Source organism: Martelella sp. HB161492 (assembly GCF_013184775.1).
GTDB lineage: Bacteria > Pseudomonadota > Alphaproteobacteria > Rhizobiales > Rhizobiaceae > Martelella.
This window is the reverse complement of record NZ_JAATVV010000001.1, coordinates 402685-423920: the sequence shown is the minus strand read 5'-3', so window position 1 is coordinate 423920 and position 21236 is coordinate 402685. Positions and strand designations below refer to the sequence as shown.

General features: G+C 61.0%; 19 protein-coding genes. 4 read left to right on the top strand and 15 right to left on the bottom strand.

What is annotated here, in order from left to right:
- From hydA to HCK86_RS01920, 3 genes are all read left to right on the top strand, one after another.
- Complete coding sequence (gene hydA, locus HCK86_RS01930; RefSeq protein ID WP_176082768.1) at positions 1-1401, top strand: dihydropyrimidinase; 1401 nt, start codon at positions 1-3, stop codon at positions 1399-1401.
- Positions 1402-1427: 26 nt separating this feature from the next.
- Positions 1428-1841: a DUF3830 family protein gene (locus HCK86_RS01925; RefSeq protein WP_176082767.1), complete on the top strand. Its 414-nt coding sequence runs from the start codon at positions 1428-1430 to the stop codon at positions 1839-1841.
- Between the two features lie 550 nt (positions 1842-2391).
- The gene (locus HCK86_RS01920) at positions 2392-3225 is read left to right on the top strand and encodes an aldo/keto reductase (protein WP_176082766.1); all 834 of its coding nucleotides are present in this window, start codon (positions 2392-2394) and stop codon (positions 3223-3225) included.
- Between the two features lie 13 nt (positions 3226-3238).
- Here the strand turns inward: HCK86_RS01920 and HCK86_RS01915 are convergent, their stop codons facing one another.
- The 8 genes from HCK86_RS01915 to HCK86_RS01880 all read right to left on the bottom strand — a co-directional run bounded on the left by HCK86_RS01915 (position 3239) and on the right by HCK86_RS01880 (position 10249).
- Positions 3239-3736 (bottom strand): Lrp/AsnC family transcriptional regulator, encoded by a 498-nt coding sequence (locus tag HCK86_RS01915; protein WP_176082765.1) that lies wholly within the window; start codon positions 3734-3736, stop codon positions 3239-3241.
- A gap of 30 nt (positions 3737-3766) precedes the next feature.
- Entirely contained in the window at positions 3767-4888 is a 1122-nt protein-coding gene (locus HCK86_RS01910; RefSeq protein ID WP_176082764.1) for a P1 family peptidase, read from the bottom strand.
- Positions 4885-5793: a polysaccharide deacetylase gene (locus HCK86_RS01905; RefSeq protein WP_176082763.1), complete on the bottom strand. Its 909-nt coding sequence runs from the start codon at positions 5791-5793 to the stop codon at positions 4885-4887. Before HCK86_RS01905 ends, HCK86_RS01910 begins: the two co-directional genes overlap by 4 nt.
- Before the next feature lie 12 nt (positions 5794-5805).
- On the bottom strand, positions 5806-6528 hold the full coding sequence (locus HCK86_RS01900; RefSeq protein WP_176082762.1) for an ABC transporter ATP-binding protein: 723 nt from the start codon (positions 6526-6528) through the stop codon (positions 5806-5808).
- Positions 6529-6534: 6 nt separating this feature from the next.
- A complete protein-coding gene (locus HCK86_RS01895; RefSeq protein ID WP_176082958.1) occupies positions 6535-7299 on the bottom strand; it encodes an ABC transporter ATP-binding protein in 765 nt (254 codons plus the stop codon).
- Positions 7283-8158: a branched-chain amino acid ABC transporter permease gene (locus HCK86_RS01890; RefSeq protein ID WP_176082761.1), complete on the bottom strand. Its 876-nt coding sequence runs from the start codon at positions 8156-8158 to the stop codon at positions 7283-7285. The genes HCK86_RS01895 and HCK86_RS01890 overlap by 17 nt, the downstream gene beginning before the upstream one ends.
- Positions 8159-8161: 3 nt before the next feature.
- Positions 8162-9046, bottom strand: a complete 885-nt coding sequence (locus tag HCK86_RS01885; RefSeq protein ID WP_176082760.1) for a branched-chain amino acid ABC transporter permease — start codon at positions 9044-9046, stop codon at positions 8162-8164.
- Between the two features lie 84 nt (positions 9047-9130).
- Positions 9131-10249, bottom strand: a complete 1119-nt coding sequence (locus HCK86_RS01880; protein ID WP_176082759.1) for an ABC transporter substrate-binding protein — start codon at positions 10247-10249, stop codon at positions 9131-9133.
- Positions 10250-10597: 348 nt separating this feature from the next.
- Here HCK86_RS01880 and HCK86_RS01875 point away from each other — a divergent pair, with 348 nt between their 5' ends.
- Positions 10598-11542, top strand: a complete 945-nt coding sequence (locus HCK86_RS01875) for a nucleoside hydrolase (RefSeq protein ID WP_176082758.1) — start codon at positions 10598-10600, stop codon at positions 11540-11542.
- A gap of 7 nt (positions 11543-11549) precedes the next feature.
- Here the strand turns inward: HCK86_RS01875 and cofD are convergent, their stop codons facing one another.
- From cofD to HCK86_RS01840, 7 genes are all read right to left on the bottom strand, one after another.
- The gene (cofD, locus tag HCK86_RS01870; protein ID WP_176082757.1) at positions 11550-12560 is read right to left on the bottom strand and encodes a 2-phospho-L-lactate transferase; all 1011 of its coding nucleotides are present in this window, start codon (positions 12558-12560) and stop codon (positions 11550-11552) included.
- On the bottom strand, positions 12557-13732 hold the full coding sequence (locus HCK86_RS01865; protein WP_176082756.1) for a M24 family metallopeptidase: 1176 nt from the start codon (positions 13730-13732) through the stop codon (positions 12557-12559). The genes cofD and HCK86_RS01865 overlap by 4 nt, the downstream gene beginning before the upstream one ends.
- A 4-nt stretch (positions 13733-13736) precedes the next feature.
- Positions 13737-14654: an LLM class F420-dependent oxidoreductase gene (locus HCK86_RS01860; protein WP_176082755.1), complete on the bottom strand. Its 918-nt coding sequence runs from the start codon at positions 14652-14654 to the stop codon at positions 13737-13739.
- Between the two features lie 131 nt (positions 14655-14785).
- Entirely contained in the window at positions 14786-15550 is a 765-nt protein-coding gene (gene cofE, locus HCK86_RS01855; RefSeq protein WP_176082754.1) for a coenzyme F420-0:L-glutamate ligase, read from the bottom strand.
- Positions 15551-15580: 30 nt separating this feature from the next.
- A complete protein-coding gene (gene cofH / locus HCK86_RS01850) occupies positions 15581-18703 on the bottom strand; it encodes a 5-amino-6-(D-ribitylamino)uracil--L-tyrosine 4-hydroxyphenyl transferase CofH (protein WP_176082753.1) in 3123 nt (1040 codons plus the stop codon).
- A 41-nt stretch (positions 18704-18744) separates the two neighbouring features.
- Complete coding sequence (gene fgd / locus HCK86_RS01845; protein WP_176082752.1) at positions 18745-19749, bottom strand: glucose-6-phosphate dehydrogenase (coenzyme-F420); 1005 nt, start codon at positions 19747-19749, stop codon at positions 18745-18747.
- Between the two features lie 129 nt (positions 19750-19878).
- Positions 19879-21057, bottom strand: a complete 1179-nt coding sequence (locus HCK86_RS01840; protein ID WP_176082751.1) for a cystathionine gamma-synthase family protein — start codon at positions 21055-21057, stop codon at positions 19879-19881.
- Between the last annotated feature and the right edge of the window lie 179 nt (positions 21058-21236).

Sequence of the window (21236 nt, the reverse complement as noted above, 5' to 3'; positions counted from 1 at the left end):
ATGAACAGCTTTGATCTCATTATCGAAAACGGAACGGTTGTCACGGCTTCGGACCGCTTCACCGCCTCGATCGGCATCCGCGATGGCAAGATCGTCCAGATCGGCGAAAAGCTCGAAGGCGCGGCGCGCGTCATCGATGCCGCTGGGCGCTATGTTCTGCCGGGCGGGATTGACAGCCATGTCCATATCTCGCAGCCGCAGGGGCCCGGTATCGAGATGGCCGACGATTTCGAAACCGGCACGCTGTCCGCGCTTTACGGGGGCAACACGACCGTTCTGCCGTTCTGCCTGCAGGAAAAGGGCCAGCCGCTTCGTGAAACGCTGAAAGCCTATCATGCGCTGGCCGAAGGCAATTGCTACACCGATGTCAGTTTCCATCTGATCATCAATGATCCGAGCGATTCCCTGCTCGGACAGGATCTGCCGGCGCTGGTCGCCGATGGTTATCAGTCGCTGAAGGTGTTCATGACCTATGAGGATCTGCGGCTTTCCGATGGCGAGATCCTGAAGACGCTGGATGTTGCCCGCAAGACCGGCGCGACGGTGATGATCCATTGCGAAAACGAGGATGCGATCCGCTTCCTGATTGAAAAACATGAGCTGGAAGGCGATGTGAAGCCGCGCGCCCATGCCTCGACCCGTCCGGTCGCGGTCGAGCGCGAAGCCACCCACCGCGCCATCACGCTCGCCGAGATCGCTGAAGTGCCGATCGTCATCGTTCATGTCTCCAACGGCCAGGCCCGCGACGAGATCACCCGTGCGCGCCAGCGCGGCCTGAAGATCACCGGCGAGACCTGCCCGCAATATCTGACGCTGACGGCCGATGACCTCGACGGCATGGATTGGGAAGGCGCGAAATTCGTCTGCTCACCGCCGCCGCGCGATGAAAAGGAACAGGAAGAATGCTGGATCGGCATTGAAAACGGCACATTCGACCTGTTTTCCTCCGATCACTGCCCCTTCCGTTACAATGACGAGCGCGGCAAGCTTTCGCCCAAGGGCAAGACCAGCTTCCGCCATATCCCGAACGGTATTCCCGGCGTTGAAACCCGCATGCCGATCCTGTTTTCCAAGGGCGTGCTCACGGGGCGGATCTCGATGGAGCGCTTCGTCGAACTGACAGCGACCAACCATGCCAGGACCTACGGGCTCTACCCGCAGAAGGGCACGATCGCGATTGGCGCCGACGCCGATATCGCCATCTGGGATCCCGAGGTTTCCCGCACCATCCGCCACGCCGATCTGCATGATGCCTCCGACTATTCGCCCTATGAAGGCATGGAGATTAATGGCTGGCCCACCACCGTCATTCTCGGCGGCGACGTTGTCATCGACAATGGCACACTGACCGGCAAAAAGGGGCAGGGCAAATACCGCTCCGCCACCCCCCGCAAGATCTGACCCTGCGCCCACTGAAAGGAAATGAAATGAAGCTGAAAATCACCGCCGGGCCGCTCGTTTTCGACGCCGTTCTGGAAACTGAAAAGGCGCCGAAAACCGCTGCCGCCTTCGCGCCGCACCTGCCCTACAAGAGCCAGGTCGTGCATGTGCGCTGGTCGGGTGAAGGTGTCTGGGTGCCGCTCGGCGAAACCGATTTCGGCGTCGGCTATGAAAACCACACCAGCCATCCGGCCCCCGGCCAGTTCATTCTCTATCCGGGCGGCATTTCCGAGACTGAAATCCTGCTCGCCTATGGTGGCGTCGATTTCTCCTCCAAGATGGGCCAGCTTGCCGGCAACCATTTCATCACCATCACCTCCAATCTCGACAAACTGCCCGAGATCGGCCGTCTTTGCCTTTGGGAAGGTGCACAGGATCTGTTGATCGAAAAGGCCGAATAGGCCTTCAGACAGCTGACAAAGTCGTTCAGATTGCCTGTTCGGGGTGGAATGGCCGCCCCCTCCGTCGTCATCCCCGTGCTCGTCACGGGGATCCATATTCATAAGACATTGAATAGAAAAGTTCTTTCGCCGCGCAGACGCGCGTCGACTGGATGCCTGTGACAAGCACAGGCATGACGTCAAAAAATAGGGGCGAGGTTTGTCAGCAGCCAGAAGGCCGAATAGGCTTCCAGACCGTCGACAGAGCTTTCCAATCCCAATTGGCATCATCTCTGGACCTGACACAACTATGACGCCGCCGTGAGTCTGCACGGCCAGAACCCCTTTTGGTCCAATACCCTGAAGAGCCTCGCCCCCCGTGACAAGCACGGGGATGACGTCGGAGGGGGTGGTTATTTTACCCCAAGCAGGTCATCTGAATGATGTTGTCAACAGTCTGAGGACCGGGCGCTGGCGCCGGCTCTTTTTGTTGTTTGCGACCGATAACCGGCATAGCATGGACACATGCAATGAAGCGGGCACGGCTCGCGAAAACGGCAAGGGGTAGGCGATGAAGACGGTCACGCTTCCGGGTGGAGAAAAGGTTTCGGCGATGGGGCAGGGCACCTGGTATGTCGGCGATGATCCGGCCCTGCGCAACCAGGAAATCGCAGCGATCAATCGCGGCATCGATCTTGGCATGACGCTGATCGATACGGCGGAAATGTATGGCGACGGGCGGTCCGAACGCCGGGTCGGCGAGGCGATTGCCACACGGCGAGACGAGGTTTTCCTCGTCTCCAAGGTACTGCCCTATCATGCGTCGCTGAAGGGAACGGTGTCTGCCTGCGAGGCCTCGCTGAAACGTCTCGGTACGGACTGTCTCGATCTTTATCTTTTGCACTGGCCGGGCAGCGTGCCGCTGGAAGAGACGGTCGAGGCTTTCGAGCGGTTGCAGCAGGCGGGCAAGATCCGTCACTGGGGCGTGTCCAATTTCGATGTCGAGGATATGGAGACGCTGGTTGCGACCGGGGGCGGCGATGCCGTTGCCGTCAACCAGGTGCTCTACAATCTCACGCGGCGCGGTATCGAGTGGGACCTTCTCGACTGGTGTCAGGAGGAAGGCGTTCCGGTCATGGCCTATTCACCGGTCGAGCAGGCAAGGCTGTTGCGTGAGGCCGGGCTGTTCCGGCTTGCCGGCGATCTCGATCTGACACCGGCCCAGCTGGCGCTGGCATGGGTGATGCGTCGCAGCCATGTGATCGCCATCCCCAAGGCGGCGCGGCCGGATCATGTGGAAGAAAATGCCAAAGCTGCCGAAATCAGCCTCAGCGAGGAAACTCTGGCCATGCTCGACCGGATTTTCGCGCCGCCGAACGGACCTGAAGCGCTGGAAATGCTGTAGCCCGGCGCGGGCCTTAACCCGCCGTATCGACTTCCAGCAGGTGGGCGAGCGGATAGCCGTCATAGGGCTTGACGGCCTTGGTCACAACATAGGTGAAATAGACGGAAATGCCGAGTTCGCGGGCCAGCAGCCCGTCAATGATATCCTGATAATGGCTGATGCTGAGCACGGCCATATGCAGGATATAGTCGATGCCGCCGCCAACCGCGAAACAGGAGATGATTTCGGGCGTCTGGCGTACCACCTGCTCGAAACGGGCAAAATGCGCCCGTGTGTGATTCTGCAGCGACAGCGTGGTGAAGATGAACTCGCAGCGGACAATGCGGGAGAGATCGATCTCGGCGTGGTAGCCTTTCACAAGGCCGGCCTGTTCCAGCTTCTGCAGCCGGTCCCAGCAGGAGGAAAGCGAAAGGCCGACGGCCTCGGCGAGTTCCACTTTCTTGGCGCGGCCATTCTTCTGCAGGAGCGACAGGATCCTGACATCCACCGCATCCAGTTTTTCACCGATCATTCAATTCTCCATTCGTCCCCCTTCCTGCTATTAAGTTATGACTTTATATCGCTTGTCCAGCCAGGTTTTTGGCAGACAGGGTACGAAATTTCCGTCCCGGCCGGTCATGTCCGAATTGGCGATCATGGCGTTGAGGATGGCTTCCTCAACGGACTGGACGACGGCATCGAAGAACGGATCGATATCCGCGTCGGGGATATAGCGTGCTTCCAGCAACGTGCCGGATGTTCCGGCCGCCGCCGGACCGTTGGCCGTGGAAAAGGCGAGAAAGATATCGCCTGAGGAATGGTAGCCGAGGCCACCGGTCCAGGCGATGCCGAGCGGAATGCGCCGCGCCAGCCGCTTCAGCTGATGCGGCATGAAGGGTGCGTCGGTCGCGATCACGGCGATGATCGACCCCTTTTCCTTGCGCGGCGTGTTTTCCACCATGGCAGGCTCCGCGAGCGCCTCGCCCACGCGCGCGCCACGGATCATCAGATTGCGCCGCTTGCCGAAATTGGCCTGCACGAAGGCACCGACCGTATAGCGACCGCCCTGCCACGGCACCATCCGCGATGCCGTGCCGGAACCGGCCTTGAACTGAAAGGCAATCATGCCGGTTCCACCGCCGACACTGCCTTCCTCGATGGCGCCGTCCGTCGCATTGTCGATCGCCGCGGCGACATCGGCGGATGTGAGATGATGACCATCGATATCGTTGAGAAAACCGTCATAGGTTTCCGCTGCCACCGGCAGGCCCCAGGCATCGTCGAGCGCGCCGGGCAGCGTGTCCGTCACCCAGCGGATCGTCGCGTCGCGGGCAATTCCGCAGGAATGGGTATTGGTGATGGTGATCGGGAAGGTGAAACTGCCAACCTCCTCGATCATGTGCGAACCGGTCATCTCGCCATTGCCATTGGCGGAGAACAGCCCGGCAAAGACGGGCTCTGTGATCTGCGCCCGCGGGCGCGGCAGGATCGCGGTGACGCCGGTGCGCACCGGGCCCTTGCCGACGGCAAGCGGGCCATCGCCTGAAATCAGTGTTCTGTAACCAACGGAAACCCCGGCGACATCGGTGATGGCATTGTTCCTGCCGGTCTCGCCATCAAAGGCGATCGCGTAATTGCGGGCGCGTGGCAGGCCGGAGGGCGTGTGTTTCAGCGGATCTGTCATGGTGTTTCTTGATCTCGGCCGCCGAGAACCGGCGACGAATAGAAGGGAATGGTTTCAACGCGGGGCGACCATGTGCCAGCGGCGATCAGGCCGTTCACATGATCGGTGATTTCGCCGATCGTGGCAAACCAGACGTCGCCCTTTTCCTGCATGTAATCGATCAGCTCACGGATCGCGATGGCCTGGGCGGGCCGGCCGCTGACGCCCGGATGCCAGCAGGAGACCCATAACCCGCCGAATTCATACATGGCGTCAAAATCGGCGCGATAGACCTCAAGCGCCTGTTTCGGCGATGACACTTTCATCAGATAGTCAAAGGCGCGGCTGGAGACATAGTGATTGTAATCGTCGATCGTCGCCGGTACCGGGATTTCCACCAGTCTGCCCTTGCCATTGTCCAGAAGAATCGGGATGTCATCGGCAAAGAGCGAACTGTCATAGGCAAAGCCCAGTTCGATCAGCAGGTCATAGGTCGTCTGCGACAGGCCGTAATAGGGCGCGCGATAGCCGCGCGGGCGTTTTCCCGAAAGCCGCGTCAGCACCTCGATACCGCGTTCCAGCGTTTCGCGCTCGGCCGCGGCCGTCTGCCGGCTCGGCCATTCGTGGAAATGCCCGTGATGGCCAAGCTCATTGCCATTGTCGAGGATCGCCTCCACCACGCCTGGATAGGTTTCCGCCACCCAGCCCGGCACGAAACAGGTGATCGGCACATTGCGCGCGGCGAACAGTTTGCAAAGCCGTGGCGTGCCGACAAAGGGGTCGTAGCGCATATGGGCCAGCGCATGCGGCATGTGGATCGCCTCGGCGCCATGGCTTGCATGGACGACGCTGTCGGCATCGACATCAAAGGAAAAGGCAACCGCCATGCGTGCGCCATCTGGCCAAGGGGGCGGGTTGTCGATCATTTGTGGCCTTTCTCAGCTGGTCTTGACACTGCCATCCATGAACAGCGCGTGCAGCTGTTGGGTGTCGACGTCATCTTTCGGCGCGATCAGCGCTTCGTGCCCGCGCGCCAGAACACAGACCCGGTCGGCGATTTCCAGCGCCTTGTTGACATTCTGCTCGACGAGCAGGATCGGAATATTCATCTCGTTATGGATATCCTGAATGGAACGGAAAACAAGATCCACGGTCGAAGGCGCCAGATCACTGCTCGGTTCATCCAGCAGGAGGATTTTCGGTTTCAGCAGCAGCGTCAGGCCGAGCGAGAGCATGCGCCGCTCGCCGCCGGAAAGATTGCCTGCCCGGTCATTGCGCTTCTCCCGGATGCGCGGAAACAGCGCGTAGACCTGCTCGACATCGCGTGAAAGCTCACCCGGATAGAGATAGGCCCCCATGCGCAGATTGTCGGAAACGCTCATGTCGGCAAAGATATTCTTGTTCTGCGGCACATAGCCGAGCCCGGCCCTGGCGCGCTCATGCGCCGGCATGGCAGTGATATCCGTTCCCGCCAGCATCAATGTTCCGGCCGACGTCTGTGTCAGGCCCATGGCGGTCTTCAGAACTGTCGACTTGCCGCAGCCATTGGCGCCAAGGACGGTCAGGATTTCGGCCTTCCTGAGGGAAAGCGAGAGGTCGTTCAGGACAGTGATCAGGCCATAGCCGGCCGTCACCTTGTGGAAGGAGAGGATTTCGCTCATGCGCCTTTACTCCTGTTCGGCCGGCTGGCCGAGATAGGACCGGATCACCTGCTCATTGGCGCGGATCTCAGCCGGCGTGCCAAAGGCAATCACTTCGCCGGCATCCAGCACATAGGCGCGGTCGCAGACATTGGCGATCATTTCCATATTATGCTCGATCAGGATCACGGTACGGCCTTCCGCCTTCAGGGATTTCAGAAATTCCACCTGCTGGGCGATCAGCACCGGATTGACGCCGGCCGCCGGTTCATCGAGCAGAAGCACGGCGGGATCGGCCATCAGCAGCATGCCCATGGTCAGCAGCTTCTGTTGGCCACCGGAAAGGCTGCCGGCCGGATCATTGGCCTTCAGATCCATGCCGAGCCGCTTCAGGATCGCCCATGCCCGTTTCGTGGCGGTTCTTTCCTGTGCCGCCACCCGGCCCGGTCGCAGGAACAGATCGAAGATGTTCTCACCCGCATGGTTGGGCTCACCGGCCAGCATGTTCTGGAACACGCTCAGCCTGCGGGCAAGACGCGGCACCTGAAAGGTGCGGCCGATACCACGGGCGGCGACTTCCTCTGGCTTTCCGAGCGGCAGCGGATTGCGATCGAGCGTCACGGTGCCATGGTCGGGCACATAGACACCGCTGATGACGTTCAGCAGCGTCGACTTTCCCGAGCCGTTGGGTCCGATCAGCCCGGTAATGCTGCCGGGAGCCGCTTCGATGCTGACGTCGTTCAGTGCCTTGAAGCCACCGAAGGCCAGGCTGATATCAGTCGCCTTCAGCATGGTGGACCTCCTTCTTTTCCGGGATCAGGCCCTGCGGCCGGTAGATGAACATCACCACCAGGATCAGGCCAAAGGCGGCAAGCCGCAGATTGGCGATCAGATCCGGCGGCAGATCGACCCAGCCGGCGACGAAACGCGAGGAAACGCCGATCAGCTGGACGATGACAGCGCCGATGATGACGCCGATATTGCGGCCCGGCCCGCCGAGGATGACGGTTGTCCAGATGATGAAGGTCTCCGTGACGGTAAAGCTTGTCGGTGCCACATAGCCGGCAAAATGGCCATAGACGACACCGGCCGCGGCCGCCATCATCCAGGACAGCATCGAGACCAGCGCATGATAGCGCGCCGGATCACGCCCGAGCGTGGAGGCCAGCATTTCGTCCTCACGCAGCACGCGCAGCATGCGGCCAAGCGGCGAACCGCTCAGGCGCTGGGCGAAGAGATAGGAAAAGACGAGCAGACCAAGGGCGACGCCAAGGGCGATCTTCGGATCGGAAAAGCGCGGCACGTTGATGCCGTCCGCACCACCGGCAAAAGACGGCGTGTTCTGCATGGTCAGCCGGAAAAGTTCGGCTGCCCCCAGTGTGATCAGTGCCCAGTAATCCTGCGACAGGCGTTTCGCCGGCAGGATGACAAGCAGCGAGATGATGGGTGCGATGATAAGTGCGGCGATCGTGCCGGCCCACCAAGCATACCCCATCGAGGCGGCGATGCCTGCTGAATAGCAACCGAGCGCGAAGGGCAGGATCTGGCCGAAATTGACCAGGCCGGTCATGCCGAACTGGATGTTGAGGCTGATGGCGAGCACCGCCCATATGGCAATGACGGTGGTGCAGTAGATCGTGAAATCAAGCATTTATCACCTCGTCGCCGTTGATTTCGAGCCGGAGCGGAACAACAGCACGATCACCAGCGCCAAAACGGCGACATAGTCGCGGAACTGCGTCGGGATATGCCAGGGTGATCCGCCAAACAGGCTGCCGAAATCGAACCAGATCAGGAAATTCTGTGCGAAAGAGAGCACGATTGCGCCCAGCACAGCGCCGAAGACATTGGACATGCCGCCAATGGTGACTGCGGCGAAGACCGGCAGCAGGATCAGAAGATCAAGGCTCGGCTGCAGCCGTGTCTGCATCGCCATCAGCGAACCGCCGACGGCCGCCAGCGCACCGGCGAGAAACCACATCAGCCGGATCAGCTTTTCACCGGGAATGCCGCGGGTGACCGCCAGTTCCCAGTTGCTGGCAAGTGCGCGGAGCGCCGATCCGATCCGGGTGCGGTAGAGATAGGCATGCAGCGCCACCATCAGCACGATCGTCGCCGCGACAATGGTGAAATCAAGCGAGGTGAACACCGTCTTGTGCCAGACGATCACCTTGGAATCGACATTGAAGGTCTGGGCGGAGCCGCCCCAGATCGCCGCTACCATGGAGCGGATGAACAGCGCCACGCCCCAGGAAACGATCATCTTGCCTTCCGGCGAGATGTCGCGGATGCGCGAAAAGACCAGCATATCGATGAGAATGGCGATGAAACCGGTGGCAATGGCCGAGGCGAAGATCGCCAGTGGCAGCGGAAAATGCGCCAGCGTTGAAAAGGCGTGGCAGAGATAGCCGCCAACGACCGCCAGCTGGATATGGGCGAAATTGGCAAAGCGAAGGATCGAATAGCACAGCGATACGCCAACGGCGATCACGGCGATCTCACTCGCATAAACGATGGAATTGACGAGAACCTGAAGCACAGCAAACCCTTGATCCGCCGGAGCGGCGCAGGTGAAAGGAAGCGCTGGCAGCCCGTTGCGGCAGCCAGCGCGTCTTTTTTAAGATCAGTTACGATGACCGGTGGTCACGAACTTTCCGTCTTCATAGGTGATGACGTCGATCGGCGGGTCGATGCGCTGGCCGCGATCATCCCAGACGATGGTGCCGGTCGCGCCCTGATAGTCCTTGACCACTTCCGGCAGCGCCTTGGCAATATCGGCCGGCTCGGTGCCGGACTTTTCCATGGCCTTGGCGAGCACCATCAGCGCGTCATAGCCGTAATAGATGTGGGCGAGCACGTCTTCATCGCCGTATTTCGCCTTGTATTCGGCCAGCACCTTCTCGCCGACACCCTGGCCGTAGCCGCCATTGTCGACACCGGTCAGCTTGCCGTTCATCCATTCCGGGTTTTCAACGTCGAGGATCGAGGGATAGGCGGCATACCAGGGAGCGTCGATGCCAAGTTCGCGCATGTTGCGGAATACCGTGCGGCTGTCATCGCCGTAACCGGTGGCAATGATGGCGCCGACATCGTCGCCGACCAGAACCTGCACATCGGCGCGGTAATCGGGCTGGCCTTCGGTATAGGCGATCTTTTCGACAACCTTGCCGCCTCTGGCTTCGAATTCGGCGGTCGCGGCATCGGCAACGCCGAGACCGAAAGCATTGTTGGGAACAACGACGGCGGCGGTCTTGATGCCGGCATCGGCAATCATGTCACCAAGATCCTTGGAGACGATGTCGTCGAGCGGCAGGATGGAAAACAGCGTGCCGGGATATTCACCGAGCTTGGGCGAGGACGAAGAGGTGTTGATCAGGATCTTGCCCTGCTCCTTGGCCATCTGCGCAACCGGGATCATCAGGCTGGAACCGCCGAACATGATGGCGGCGGGAACCTTGTCGACGGTGTAGAGCTTGGTCGCGGCATTCAGCGCTTCCTGAGCACGATATTCGGAATCCTCCACGATCAGCTTGACCGGATGGCCGTTAATGCCGCCGGCGGCGTTGATGTCATCGGCTGCAAGCTCGACACCACGGCTCATCTGCAGGCTGGTCTTGACGTCGGGGCCGGTCAGGTTGGCGATCACGCCGATTTCGATCGGCGCGTCTTCGGCCCGCGCAGAGGTCTGGAGGCCAGCGGCGGTTACAACGGCCGCAAGCGTCAGGGGGATCCATTTTCTCATATTGCTTGTTCTCTCTCTGGAATTTGAATTTATGGTTGTTTTTATTGTTGTTTTTGCGCGAGGACAGGCGCTGTCCCGGCTGATTGAAACCCTAGAAGCGGGTTTGCGGAAAAACAATCACCGAGGCAAAGCGGTTTCCGAATAAGTTTCGGGATCCGGCCGAAGTTTCGGAGATGATCCCGCCAGACTGTGTTTTATAAGGCTTCATGAGGGCCTTTCCCGCTGCAGAGGCCAGTATTTTCCCGCAGGCCATCCGATTTCCCCCAAAGGAATTTCGGTCGTTCCAGATTTTTGCCTCCGGCGGGGCGACGGAATGGCCGGGACAAACGATTTTTGAGAGAGCATGTCATGACCCCGCGCAAAATCATCATTGATACCGATCCCGGCCAGGACGACGCCTTTGCCATATTGCTGGCGCTCGGATCGCCTGAGGAACTGGAGGTTGTCGGCGTCACCTCCGTTGCGGGCAACGTGCCTCTGTCGCGCACCACCCGCAATGCCCAGCAGGTGCTGGCCCTTGCCGGCCGCTCTGATATTCCCGTCTATCCCGGTTGCCAGCGGCCGATGGTGAAAAAGCTGTTCACCGCCGAATATGTCCATGGCGACAGCGGCCTTGATGGCTGCGAACTGCCGGAGCCGACCGCACCGCTGGGAGACCGGCATGGCGTCGATTTCATCATCGACACGCTGATGGCGTCAGAGGACGGCGAGATCACGCTGTGTCCGCTGGGGCCCATGACCAATATCGCCATGGCCATGGTCAAGGAACCGGCCATCGTGCCGAAGATCCGCGAGATCGTTTTCATGGGCGGCGGCTTCTTCGAGGGCGGCAATACGACACCGGCGGCTGAATTCAACATTTTCGTCGATCCCCATGCTGCCCATGTCGTGTTCACCTCCGGCGTTCCGCTGACCATGGTGCCGATCGACTGCACCTACAAGGCGGTGATGACGCCCGCCTGGCTGGAAACACTGCGCGCCGTCGGCACCAATACGGCGATCCAGGCCGCCGGCATGGCCGCGTTTTACCAGGAATGGGGCAATCAGAAATTCGGCACGGATGAATATCCGCTGCATGACCCCTGCGTGATCGGCTATCTGCTGCGGCCCGATCTGTTTGGCGGCAAGAACTGCTATGTGACGATCGAGATCTCATCGCCGATGACCATCGGCATGACGGTTGTCGACTGGTGGAATGTCACCAAGCAGGCACCCAATTGCATGGTGCTGCGCGAACTGGACAACCCGCCCTTTTACGATCTGATGCTGGAGCGCCTCGGCCGCCTGCCGTAAGGCGGCTTCAGCGCGCGCTTGCGGCCTGTTCCAGCTTCAGCGATCGGGCGAAGTCGATTACCGTGCGGGCCAGCCGCTCGCGGTCCTTGAGACTGTCCATCACCGTGCCGGTCACGGCCACGCGCACGGTCAGTGACAGGATATCGGCGGCATCGGCATTGTCGACGATCAGGCCGTCGATCAGGCTGGTATAGTGCTGGGCAATAGAGGAGACCGTCGTCGGCACTCTCAGTTCCTGCATGATCTTTGCCGTCGGTCCCTTGATCGCCCGGCCGCCGACAATGGGGGCAACGGCAATCACCGGGGCTGGTGCCATCGACAGCGCGTCGCGCAGGCCGGGCAGCGCCAGGATCGGATCAATGCTCAGATAAGGGTTGGACGGGCAGATGACGATGGCCGTAAGCTCCGGGTCGGCGAGCGCCTTGATGAAGGCGGGATGCGGTCTTGCGGCATTGATGCCGGAAAAGCGGATGCTGCGGATTTCCGGTTCGCATTGGCGGCCGACGAAATAGCGCTGAAACGGCAATTCGCCTTCGGAGGTGTCGACCATGGTGCGCACGGGATCATCGCTCATCGGCAGGAGCTTTGCCCGGATGTCCAGCGCGCGGGCGAAATCGGCGGTAATGGTGGAAAGCTTTTCGCCAGCCTTCATCTTCGCCGTCCGCAGCACATGGGTGGCCATGTCCTGGTCGCCGAGATTGAACCACGTCTCCCCGCCAAGCCGGCCAAGACCGGTCATGAAATTCCAGCTCTCATCTTTCAGCCCCCAGCCGCGCTGGGTGTCGTTGAGGCCGGAAAGCGTGTAGGTCACGGTGTCGATATCCGGTGAGACATGCAGGCCCAGATGCTCGAAATCATCGCCGGTATTGATGGCGACAGTGAGCTGGTCCTGTTTCAGGATCCGATAGAAGCCGAGCGCCAGCTTGGCGCCGCCAACGCCGCCGCAGATCGCCAGAACTTTGGCGTTGAGAGGTGCCGGTATGTCTTCGGTCAGGGCTTTGTCTGCAGCATCGCTCATGGCTTGATCGTCAGTTCCCGTGGAAAGGAGGTCAGGATTTCGGGTGCTCCGGTCTTCCGGATACACAAGGTTTCGCTCAGTTCATAGCCCCAGTCATCCATCCACATGCCAAGGATCATGTGGAAGCACATATTGGGTTCCAGCACCGTCATGTCGCCCTCGCGCAGGCTCGCGGTGCGCTCGCCCCAGTCAGGGGGGTAGTTGAGGCCGATCGAATAGCCGATGCGTGAGGCCTTCTCATAGCCGGCCTTGGCAATCACCCCGCGCCAGGCCGCTTCGACAGCATGACAGGTGACCCCGGCACGCGCGGCATCCAGCGCGGTCTCAAGCCCCTCGGCCACCACACCGGCCATGCGATGAAGGGCCTCGGGCGGATCGCCCATATAGAGGGTGCGGGCGAGTGCGGCATGATAGCGCGCATGGCAGCCGCCAAGCTCGAGATAGGCGATGCTGTCGGCCTGATAAGGGTCGCCCGACCAGGTGAGATGCGGGGCGGCTGTCTTGGCACCGCTTGGCACTGCGGCAAGGGCGGCCGGATAGTCTCCCCAGAAATCGTCCGTGCCGCGGAACTGGGCCGCGGTGATCTCGGCTACGGCATCGCATTCGCGCACACCGGGACGGATCGCCTGAATGCCGGCTTCCATCGCCTTCGAGACGATCTGGCCAGCGCCGCGCATGAGTGCCACTTCAGCATCCGATTTCACCAGCCTGACCCAGCTGACGAGCCCCTCGGCATCGCCGATCGTTGCGGCGGGAAGGGCGGATGACAGGGTCAGATAATCCTTGGCGGTGAAGTAGAAGGCATCGAGATCGATCCCGATCCGGGCGCGTGCAAGTCCTTGTCCGGCGATCACTTCAGCGAGAAAGGAGGCGGGATGGCGCGCGGTGGTATCAACATAGTGTTCCGGATAGGGGCGGATTGCATCCGCAGACAGAAAGCTTGTCAGCCGGGCTCCAGGCGCATCCATGGCCCGTCCGACCCATAGGGGTTCGGCGCTGTCGAGATCGAGCAGCACATATTGGTGGACGTAGAAGGACCAGCCATCATAGCCGGTCAGATAGTTGATGCTGGCCGGATCGGCAGCAATCAGCGCATCGAACCCCCTGGCCCGCATAAGGTCTCGAATGCGGGCGATCCGGGCCTGATATTCGGATGAGGAAAAGACCGGCATCGGCTCAGAAATAATCCTTCATCGCGGCATGGAAGCGGCGGATTGCATCAATATGCTCTTCCGGGTGGGCAAGTCCGTCCATCTCGGCCTTGTTCCAGCGCTTCTCTTCCTCAACCCAGCGTTCCGGCATGGTGTTGACGGTGATGTGGGTGGCGCCGATGGCGCGCCATTCCTCGATCTCCTCGCGCAGTTCGGCATAGGAACGGTCGATGATCGTCAGCGTCGCCTCGATGCCGATCGCCTCCGGGTCGCGGCCTGCGGCTTTGGCGATCTCCTTCATCTGGGCAATGCCGCGTTTGCCGGTGTCGTCGGCCTGGAAATTCGGCAGCCAGCCGTCGCCGATCGTGGCGACGCGCTTGATCGCGGCATCGGAGACGCCGCCGATCCAGATCGGGATCGGCCGCTGGACCGGCAACGGATTGATGCCGCCATCCTCGATACGGTGATATTTGCCCTCATAGGTGATGAGGTCGGCGCACCAGAGCTTGCGCAACACGTCGATCTGCTCGTCCATGCGTTTGCCGCGGCCACGAAATTCGCGCTCGCAGGCTTCGAATTCCTCGGGCTTGACGCCGACGCCGACGCCGAGACGCAGGCGGCCACCGCTGAGGAGATCAACTTCGGCGGCCTGCTTGGCAACGAGCGCCGTGCCCCGCATCGGCAGCACCAGCACGCCGGTGACAAGCTCGATCTGCCTGGTCACCGCAGCAAGATAGCCGTAAAGCACGAACAGCTCATGAAACATGTCTTCGGCATCATGAACATAGGTCCAGCCCGGCCGGCTGTGCTGGTTCAGGCCGATGATCTGGTCAAAGGCGGTCAGATGGGTATAGCCGAGTTCATCGGCGATCACGGCAAAGTCGCGAATATCCTTCGGATTGGTTCCGATTTCGAACTGGGGAAACAGGGCGCCGATTTTCATGCTTGCGTTCCACTTCTGACAGGCTTTTTCTGATTGTGCCGTCAGATTAGCCGAAGCAGAAGGGCATTGTTATCGCCGCAGGCGGGGCTTGCCGGAATTTTGTTCCGGCAGCATTGCACCCTGCCGGATTTTTATCGGAACAGGTCCTGCCCGGCGGGGCGCTGCAGGGCCGAGGCCGGATTGGCGTCTGCCTGCCAGGAAAGCCCGCTGATCAAGATCGCTGGCCGTCCTTCCGAGGCCTGCCCCATCAGCAGCGAGGCGGCAGCCGCGATCTCGTCGCCAAAGGCAATTTCGGTATGCTGCAATGGTGTGCCGAACAGGTCGGGCTTGCCGCGCATATCGATGAGCGCCGGCAGGCCTGCGACACCGATCGCTGTGCCCGCCGTGCCGCGCCGCCATGGCCTGCCGAAGGAATCGTTGATCAGTACGGCAATCGCCATGCCGAAATGGTCCGACAGCGCCGTGCGCAGCCGCGCGGCGCTTGCATCCGGATCGAGCGGCAGCAAAAGCGCGATTTCCTCGGCATCATCGGCAACATTCGAACGATCGATCCCGGCATTGGCCATGATCAGCCCATTGCGGTTTTCAACGATCAGCAGGTTGGGGCCGGTGCGCACCACACGGCGGCTTTCGCCGAGGATGAGTTCGACCATGCGCGCATCCTTGCCGATCGCAGCGGCAAGTTCCTGCGCCTGCGGGCCTGGGGTCACATCGCACAGCCTGACAGCGCGGCCTTCCGCCTTGGAGACGATTTTCTGTGCCAGAACCAGCACGTCGCCGGCTTTGGGCGCGAGCTTGTCTTCTGCCATGGCGGCAATCAGCAGCGCGGCGAGGTCATCGCCCTGCTTGATCAACGGAAGACCATCGACCGGAGAAAGGGTGAGGGGCGTGCTCATGCGGAATGCCGATCAAACGGTTGCGGAAGGTCAGCGGTCATATTTCGATGCCAGTGTGTTGATGGATGGCTCCAGCGGCGGCGCCTGGAAAGCGCGTTGCATGCGGCTTTCGGGCGCCGTTTCATAAAGCGTGTTGCGCAGCCGCGGTGTGCGGCCGAGCGCGCGGATCATCTCGACAAATTCGTGCGGCGCCATTTCCTGGCCGTGAACGGCACCGGCCGCCCGGGTGATGGTTTCCTCCATCAGCGTGCCGCCGGCATCGTTGGCGCCCGCCGTCAGACAATCGGACAGCCCTTCCGCGCCGAGCTTGACCCAGGAGGCCTGGATATTGGTGAGAACCGGGTTGAGCGCCAGGCGGGCAATCGCATGCATCAGCATCGCCTCGCGATAGGTCGGGCCCAGGCGCGACCGGTTCTTCAGATAGATCGGCGTTTCCATCGGTACGAAGGGCAGTCCGACAAATTCGGTGAAGCCGCCGGTTCTCTCCTGGATATCGCGCACGCGCAGAATATGCCGCGCCCAGTGCTCCGGCCGGTCGATATGGCCGAACATGATGGTGGCGGTGGTGCGGATGCCGGCGCGATGGGCGGCTTCCACCACTTCCATCCACTGGGCGGTGTTGATCTTGTCGGGGCAGAGATCGCGCCGCACCTCGTCGTCAAGAATTTCCGCGGCCGTTCCGGGCATGGAGCTTAGGCCTGCTTCCTTCAGTGCGACAAGGAAATCCGGCACGGAAAGGCCGAGTGTTTCGGCGCCCTGCCACACTTCCAGCGGCGAGAAGGCGTGAATATGCATGGCGGGCTCGGCCTTGCGGATGGTCTCGCAGATGTCGAGATAGGTCTGGCCGGTATATTCGGGATGAATGCCACCCTGCAGGCAAACCTCGGTGCCGCCGCGATGCCAGGCTTCGACGACCCGGCGGCGGATCTCCTCCAGAGGCAGATTATAGGGGCGGCCACGCAGGTTCTCGCTCATCTTGCCCTTGGAGAAAGCGCAGAACTGGCATTTGAAGTAGCAGATATTGGTGTAGTTGATGTTGCGGGTGACGACATAGGAAACATCATCGCCGCAGACGGCGTGGCGCAATTCGTCAGCCTTTGCGCGGACAAATTCATATTCTCCGCCGCGTGCGGCAAACAGCCGGACGATTTCGTCTTCCGACAGCCTCTTTCCGGCAAAGGCGCGGTCGACGATGGCGTGAAGCGTGTCATTGGCGCGCATGGCCGGGGGCTTTGCAAAAAGCGTTGGCGGCTGCGTGCCCGATCCTGCAATCCAGTTATCCGGCCGGGCGTAACCCTCGCTGTCCTGATGGCGCAAAAGCGCGCCGTGAAGGCCGGCATCGACCCAGTGCGCGGCGTCGCGTGCATAAGGCGGATAGGCGGCAAGCCGTTCGGCGAGGATCTTGCCGGCTTTTTCGGTTTCCCGCTCCAGCGCCACGATCTGCGGCCAGGGGGCTTCCGGGTTCACATGGTCGGGCGTCACCGGGGAAATGCCGCCCCAGTCATTGATCCCGGCATTGATGAGTGCTGCCAGTTCTTCGGGGCGCAGGTTCGGCGGTGACTGGATATTCATCCTTGCGCCGAAGATCAGCCGCGCCATGGCAATCGTCCAGACCTGCTCGTCAAGATCCGGCTCTGGCGCATTGGCCATCTTGGTGTCGGCCTTGGCGCGGAAATTCTGGATGATGATTTCCTGAATGTGGCCGCCGTGATTTTCGTGGATATCGCGCAAAGCCAGCAGAGATTCGATCCGCTCCTGACGGGTTTCACCGATTCCGATCAGAATGCCGGAGGTGAAGGGAATGGCGGCGGCGCCTGCTTCGCGCATCATCTGCAGGCGCGGTGCGGGCAGCTTGTCGGGTGAGCCGAAATGCGGGCCGCCCCGTTCCGAAAGCCGTGTCGAGACCGTTTCCAGCATGATGCCCTGCGATACCGAGACCTTGCGCAGTCGGGCGATCTCACCTGCCGTCATCACACCGCCATTGACATGCGGCAGCAGTCCCGTTTCCTTCAGCACCATTGCCGCCATGGCCTCGATGTAGGAAACCGTATCGGCATAGCCGAGTTCTGCAAGCTGCTCGCGCGCGGCGCGGTAGCGAAGCTCCGGCTTGTCGCCGAGCGTGAACAGGGCTTCCTTGCAGCCCGCGCGCTTGCCGGCTTCCGCGACCGCCAGAACCTCGGCAGGCGTCATGAAGGCGCTTTCGCCCTTTTTCGGCGGATGGGCAAAGGTGCAGTAATGGCAGACATCGCGACACAGATGCGTCAGCGGAATAAAGACCTTGCGCGAAAAGGTGATGATATCGCCGTGGCCTTCATCGCGCAGCGTCCTGCTGGCGTCTGTCAAGGCATCGGTTGCATCGAGGTCAAGCAGTGCCAGCGCTTCATCATCGCTGATGCGGATGCCTCCGGCGGCCTTGCTGACAATGTCTTCTAGCGTTGTGGTCATGATTGTTTCCCTTCGGGAGGTGGCATCCGTCTCAAGCCCGAGGGGACGGCGGATGTTCTTGTTGTTTATCGTTGGTTCAGCGGTCTTCAGCGCCGCGAAGGCGCTGCGGCTCAGCGGCCCCAGCGGCAGCACGCACAGCGCTGCCAGATCTTCGGGATGGTCGAGATCGAAGCCGATGGTTTCAAGTTCGAGGCCCTGAACGGCAAGGCCGGCCTCACGGGCGGCCTCTTGATGCCGTTCAAAACTTGCCGGACCGAAGCAGAAGGTCAGTCCATCGGCCGGTGTCACCATCAGCGCATTGGTGCCGTCTCTTATCCGGTCGGGCACAAGCGTCAGTCCGGGCCCCGCGCCATGGGTTGCGATCAGCCGGCGGATGTCGCCGGCAGCAAGGGCGGGCAGGTCGCCCGGCACAAGCAGCATGGTCTTGTCTGCACCGATGAAGTCTGCAGCGGCGCGGGCGGCGCTGTTATAGCCATTGAGGCTGGGCTCGAGCAGCACGTCTGCGCCCGCGGCGCGCGCAAGCCGGGCCACCGAAGGATCTTCGGTGACCACCAGAACCGCGTCGATTTCCGCAATCTCAGCAAGGACGGCAAGAACATCACCCGCCATGGCTCTGGCAAGCTGAGCGCGCAGGTCCGGCGGCAATACGTCTGCAAGCCGTGACTTCGCCTTGCTGAACGATTTGAGCGGTACCACTGCTGTGATCATGCCTTGCTTCACCCTCATCATCTGTGCGCCGGCGTTTCCGTTCAGCAAAATTCCCTGCGCAGGCGCGGCAGCACGTCCCTGGCATAGAGCGTGAGGAAGCGTTCCTGATCGAAACCCGGTGCGTGAAAGACCAGATGCCTGAAGCCCATCTCGACATAGGGGCGGATGCGCTCGACATGGACGTCCGGATCGTTCGAGACAATCCAGCGGCTGGCAACACGCTCGATCGGCAGCCGGTCAGCGAGTTCTTCCATGGCCTGCGGGTTCTCGACAGACATCTTCTCTTCCGGGGAAAGCGCAAGAGCGGCCCAGAAGCGTGTGTCTTCCAGTGCCTGCTCCAGACTTTCGTCAAAGGATACCTTCATCTCGATCATCTTGTCGAGCGCGCCGGGGTTGCGCTTTTCCATCGCCATGCCCTCCTCGACCTTGGGCAGAAGCGTGTCGAGATAGAGCGAGGGTGCCTTGCCTGAAGTGCAGATGAAACCATCGGCAAAGCGGCCGGCATAGCGGCTGATCATCGGCCCGGCGCCGGCGACATAGATCGGAACCATCTTTTCCGGGCGGTCGTAAATGGTGGCATTTTCGGTGCGGTAATAGTCGCCTTCAAAGGAGACGCGCTCCTCGCGCCACAATTGCCGCATCAGCCGGACCGATTCGCGCAGCCGGGCAAAACGTTCCTTGCCGTCCGGCCATTCGACGCAGGTCGCCGGGACTTCGTTTAGGGATTCGCCGGTGCCAATGCCGAGAATGATGCGTTCGGGAAACATGGAGCCGAGCGTGGCAAAAGCCTGGGCAACAACGGAAGGGTGGTAGCGGAAGGTCGGCGTCAGCACGCTGGTGCCCATCTTGATGCGCGACGTCGATGCACCAAGGGCGCCAAGAAAGGCCATGGAGAACGGCGCGTGACCGCCCGTGTGCCGCCAGGGCTGGAAATGGTCGCTGATGAAAACGGAATCAAAGCCTGCCTTTTCGGCAGCAGCGCCGAAGCGCAGAAGATCGGAAGGGGAAAACTGCTCGGCCGAGGCCTTGTAGCCAAATGTAAGCATCAATCATGGTCCTTGCTGAGGGCGGATTGCCGCCCTTAGTGATCATCGGCCATCCGGTGGCAAGCGCCATCCGGACGGCAGTCTGTTGTCGTTTCCCCTGGAATGGACGCGCTTGTCACGCGTCCCGCGTCACAAGAGGGAAAGCGCGTGTTGAAGATCCGCGATCAGATCATCGGCATCTTCGATGCCGACCGAATAGCGGATCAGACCTTCGGGAATGCCGGCTGCGGCGCGTTCTTCGGCCGTCAGCTCGACATGGCTTGTGGTTTTTGGCGGGCCGGCCAGCGTGCCGACGGAGCCGAGGCTGGCCGCCTTGTGGGCGTAGCGCAGATTTTCCAGCACCGTGACCACCGGCTCAAAGCCGCCCTTCAGCGAAAAGCTCATCATCCCGCCAAAGCCGCCGGTCATCTGCTTCTTGGCCGTTTCATGGCCCGGATGGTCCGGCAGGCCGGGATAGAAGACCTGATCGACCTTGGGGTGGGCGGCAAGAAAGGCGGCAACCTTCATGGCATTTTCATTGTGCCGCTTGATGCGCAGATCAAGCGTCTTCATGCCGCGCAGGATCATGTAGGCCGATTGCGCGTGCAGTGTCGCGCCGGTGATTTCGCGATAGTGATAAATGGCATCGATCAGATCCTGCCGTCCGGTCACCAGCCCGCCCATCACATCGGAATGGCCGTTCAGATATTTGGTGGCGCTGTAGACGACGAGATCGGCGCCGAGCGACAGCGGCCTCTGGTTGACCGGTGTGGCAAAGGTGTTGTCGACGATCACGACGGCGCCCACGGCATGGGCAGCCTTCGCCAGCCGTTCGATATCGACCACCTTCAGCGTCGGATTGGTCGGGCTTTCGAGATAAAGGACTTTGCAGCCCTTGGCGACTTCGGCCTCGATCTGATCGAAATCGGAGGTATCGCAGAGGCTGACCTCGACATTCATGCGCGGCAGGAATTCGATGAACACCTTGTTGGCACCGCCATAGGTGTCCTTGATCGCGACCACGCGGTCGCCGGCGGCAAGAAGCGCAAACAGCGTGTTGCTGATCGCCGCCATGCCGGTGGAGAAGCTCGTGGCATCATCGCCGCCATCGAGAAGACGGATCTTGTTTTCCAGCACGCGTACGGTGGGATTGGTGTTGCGCGAGTAAATATGGCCCGGCTTCTTGCCAAGCGCCACGTCAAACCATTCGTTCATGTCCTCATAGCCGAAGGCTACGGAATTGAAGACCGGTGTGCAGATGGCGCCCTCGGCGAAGAGATCTTCCTCGCCGGCCCAGACGGACGCCGTTCCCATGCTGGAATTTTGCATTGCAGTTCTATCCTTTCAATGACGTTCCACCCCAAACGTCGAAAGACCGGGTGGCACTCACTGCAATCTAGGACCAATCGGCGCGCTGTTTTTTTCCGTTGCACCGTGAGATGAGGATATTTTTCCGGTTTCTTCGCGAAAAGCCGATGTTTCACCGAAGGGCTCAGCCAGCATGGTTT

What these genes read in the sequence shown, in the direction of transcription:
- HCK86_RS01905 (WP_176082763.1), bottom strand. Translation starts at nt 5,793, where the DNA reads ATGATCGACAACCCGCCCCCTTGGCCAGATGGCGCACGCATGGCGGTT.
- HCK86_RS01920 (WP_176082766.1), top strand. Translation starts at nt 2,392, where the DNA reads ATGAAGACGGTCACGCTTCCGGGTGGAGAAAAGGTTTCGGCGATGGGG.
- cofD (WP_176082757.1), bottom strand. Translation starts at nt 12,560, where the DNA reads ATGAGCGATGCTGCAGACAAAGCCCTGACCGAAGACATACCGGCACCT.
- HCK86_RS01840 (WP_176082751.1), bottom strand. Translation starts at nt 21,057, where the DNA reads ATGCAAAATTCCAGCATGGGAACGGCGTCCGTCTGGGCCGGCGAGGAA.
- HCK86_RS01900 (WP_176082762.1), bottom strand. Translation starts at nt 6,528, where the DNA reads ATGAGCGAAATCCTCTCCTTCCACAAGGTGACGGCCGGCTATGGCCTG.
- fgd (WP_176082752.1), bottom strand. Translation starts at nt 19,749, where the DNA reads ATGCTTACATTTGGCTACAAGGCCTCGGCCGAGCAGTTTTCCCCTTCC.
- HCK86_RS01865 (WP_176082756.1), bottom strand. Translation starts at nt 13,732, where the DNA reads ATGCCGGTCTTTTCCTCATCCGAATATCAGGCCCGGATCGCCCGCATT.
- HCK86_RS01910 (WP_176082764.1), bottom strand. Translation starts at nt 4,888, where the DNA reads ATGACAGATCCGCTGAAACACACGCCCTCCGGCCTGCCACGCGCCCGC.
- HCK86_RS01895 (WP_176082958.1), bottom strand. Translation starts at nt 7,299, where the DNA reads ATGCTGAAGGCGACTGATATCAGCCTGGCCTTCGGTGGCTTCAAGGCA.
- cofE (WP_176082754.1), bottom strand. Translation starts at nt 15,550, where the DNA reads ATGAGCACGCCCCTCACCCTTTCTCCGGTCGATGGTCTTCCGTTGATC.
- cofH (WP_176082753.1), bottom strand. Translation starts at nt 18,703, where the DNA reads ATGATCACAGCAGTGGTACCGCTCAAATCGTTCAGCAAGGCGAAGTCA.
- HCK86_RS01915 (WP_176082765.1), bottom strand. Translation starts at nt 3,736, where the DNA reads ATGATCGGTGAAAAACTGGATGCGGTGGATGTCAGGATCCTGTCGCTC.
- HCK86_RS01925 (WP_176082767.1), top strand. Translation starts at nt 1,428, where the DNA reads ATGAAGCTGAAAATCACCGCCGGGCCGCTCGTTTTCGACGCCGTTCTG.
- hydA (WP_176082768.1), top strand. Translation starts at nt 1, where the DNA reads ATGAACAGCTTTGATCTCATTATCGAAAACGGAACGGTTGTCACGGCT.
- HCK86_RS01860 (WP_176082755.1), bottom strand. Translation starts at nt 14,654, where the DNA reads ATGAAAATCGGCGCCCTGTTTCCCCAGTTCGAAATCGGAACCAATCCG.
- HCK86_RS01880 (WP_176082759.1), bottom strand. Translation starts at nt 10,249, where the DNA reads ATGAGAAAATGGATCCCCCTGACGCTTGCGGCCGTTGTAACCGCCGCT.
- HCK86_RS01875 (WP_176082758.1), top strand. Translation starts at nt 10,598, where the DNA reads ATGACCCCGCGCAAAATCATCATTGATACCGATCCCGGCCAGGACGAC.
- HCK86_RS01890 (WP_176082761.1), bottom strand. Translation starts at nt 8,158, where the DNA reads ATGCTTGATTTCACGATCTACTGCACCACCGTCATTGCCATATGGGCG.